The 1,807-nt window shown below is 49.9% G+C and carries 3 protein-coding genes and 2 pseudogenes; 3 read left to right on the top strand and 2 right to left on the bottom strand.

The features are described 5' to 3' along the window. A pseudogene (locus ABRP64_RS11585) lies at positions 1-158 on the top strand (IS110 family transposase); the annotation flags it as partial. Between the two features lie 221 nt (positions 159-379). Here the strand turns inward: ABRP64_RS11585 and ABRP64_RS11580 are convergent. Together ABRP64_RS11580 and ABRP64_RS11575 are read right to left on the bottom strand one after the other, a co-directional pair. Next, complete coding sequence (locus tag ABRP64_RS11580; protein WP_023016690.1) at positions 380-514, bottom strand: hypothetical protein; 135 nt, start codon at positions 512-514, stop codon at positions 380-382. 12 nt (positions 515-526) lie between these two features. Beyond that, positions 527-1,069, bottom strand: a complete 543-nt coding sequence (locus tag ABRP64_RS11575) for a hypothetical protein (protein ID WP_349866531.1) — start codon at positions 1,067-1,069, stop codon at positions 527-529. Between the two features lie 260 nt (positions 1,070-1,329). On the opposite strand from ABRP64_RS11575, the gene ABRP64_RS11570 reads away from it, so the two are divergent. Both ABRP64_RS11570 and ABRP64_RS11565 read left to right on the top strand, forming a co-directional pair. Then, positions 1,330-1,587, top strand: coding sequence for a hypothetical protein (locus tag ABRP64_RS11570; protein WP_349866530.1), 258 nt, complete (start codon positions 1,330-1,332; stop codon positions 1,585-1,587). Then, positions 1,587-1,730: pseudogene (locus tag ABRP64_RS11565) on the top strand (recombinase family protein); the annotation flags it as partial. The gene ABRP64_RS11570 and the pseudogene ABRP64_RS11565, both read left to right, overlap by 1 nt. Positions 1,731-1,807: the final 77 nt, after the last annotated feature.

The raw sequence follows: 1,807 nt of genomic DNA, 5'->3' as shown, positions 1-1,807 counted from the left end.
CACGCCAATTCTATGAACGAAAGCGCCGTGAAGGCAAAAGACACAACGCCGCAGTCGTAGCACTCGCCCGCAGACGAATCAACGTCCTCTACGCCATGATGCGCAACCACGAGTATTACCGCGACCCCGCCCCAGCAAAGGAAGCCGCAGCAGCTTAACCCCTAACAACGAAACAAGCCGACTGGGTAAATCCCAGTCGGCTACCAGTCGCGCGCAAAACAACACACCTAAAAATCCCGAGTTAGGGATCCGCCCCCGTCCACCCCACCCGCGAGATTGACAAACTATATAGGAACACCCCCCTATTTGACGTGTTAAGTCTGATAAAAATCCGGTTCGCCTACTCGGATGAGTGACGAACCGGAGCGAATGTAATATTCTACTTATTTGAAAACAAAACTCGAAGGCCTTTTCCTTGGAGCTTTGGATTATCTTCCATTCGCTTTTTTAGACCAAGGGCATAGCCAATGCTGCCCCCAGCAAAAACTACAATTGCGATGATCCACAGTGGCATGAGGTTCTCCTTTTAGCAGTGGGTAGATACCCATGTCCAGAATACGGTTTCACCTGCAAATGCTAGTCCAGCAATCGCGGGGTTGACAGCTGCTAGAGCTAGTACTTTGCCCCAAGATGCAGCATGTCCTGCACCGACTAGGCCAACAACGTAAGGGCATACCTGTTCTTTGGAGATGCGCTCTTTCATGGAAGCCTGTAGGCCGGCGATCTGTTCTGGGCTTGCTTCATTAAGACGAGCTCGAAGTGCTTGTGCGCTTTCCTCTGCGGTGATTGTTTTGGCTGAACCGTCAGGGTAAGTAGTAGTCACTTCTCCGGTGTCATTATTGATGGTTGCGGTAACTTCACCGTATTCATCAACTGACAGTGTTTGAGTTGTGAGTCCATGAAGCTCGCCGCCGAGGAAAGCGGGAGTTTCGGCAGGATTTTGACTTACTGCACGTGTTTCTGTGAACGTTTGTGATGGTGGGGCTTGGACTGCCATCGCTGGTGTTTGAGCTGTCGACATAGATACAGCAATAAAAGCTGCCGCTAGGCCTTTCGCTACTTTATGCATTTTATACTCCTTGGGGAAAGATGATGTCGCTGTTTCCAGCACTTTTAGGATAGCGCGCTTTACACCTGGATACATAGATTAATGCCTATGTTAATTATCATAGTTTTGAAATTAATGAGTCAGGCTTGTGAAGAACAAGGTACACCCTATTGTTACGCCAGTTTGGGGTAGAATGTTTCCTGTAAAATAGGGCCGTTCCTAACATTGTTTTACACGTGTCTAGCGGGGTCTGGGCCTTATATTTACAGAAAGTGGTGAGTATGGTGTTATCGTCTGACGGTTTCCATATTGAAAGTCATATTGATGAAGTGTCCGCGTTGGCACGGGTGAAAGATCTGCATGGTGGATTGTCGTCGGGGCAGCAGGCGTTGGGCAGGATTGTACAAGCCTTGCTTGCTGACGCGGACGGTCTCGACGGCATTCAACTGTACGCCCTCTCGGATGCAATCGAGTCGTATCGTGATGCGGTCATAGAACAAGAGAATTCTGCCTTTAAACCTTCGCGGGGCGAAGACTAATGGGCAATGACTCCGGTTCGCATGGGCAGCGGGTGGGCTATATCCGTGTCTCCACGGTGGAGCAGAATAATCAGCGCCAGAAAGAACTACTCAATGCTTCCGGCAGGATTGACCGGTTCTTTGAAGATAAGATTTCCGGCCGCAGGTTGCGTCCACTAGTGTGGTGTATCTGTAACTGACGGTGGGCCCCTTATGAATGAGGCTGGCGACCACCGTAGTA

It is taken from the genome of Corynebacterium sp. KPL4015 (genome assembly GCF_040225725.1).
Lineage (GTDB): Bacteria > Actinomycetota > Actinomycetes > Mycobacteriales > Mycobacteriaceae > Corynebacterium > Corynebacterium rhinophilum.
Note: the sequence above shows the minus strand (reverse complement) of the source record. Positions and strands in the feature narration are given on the sequence as shown.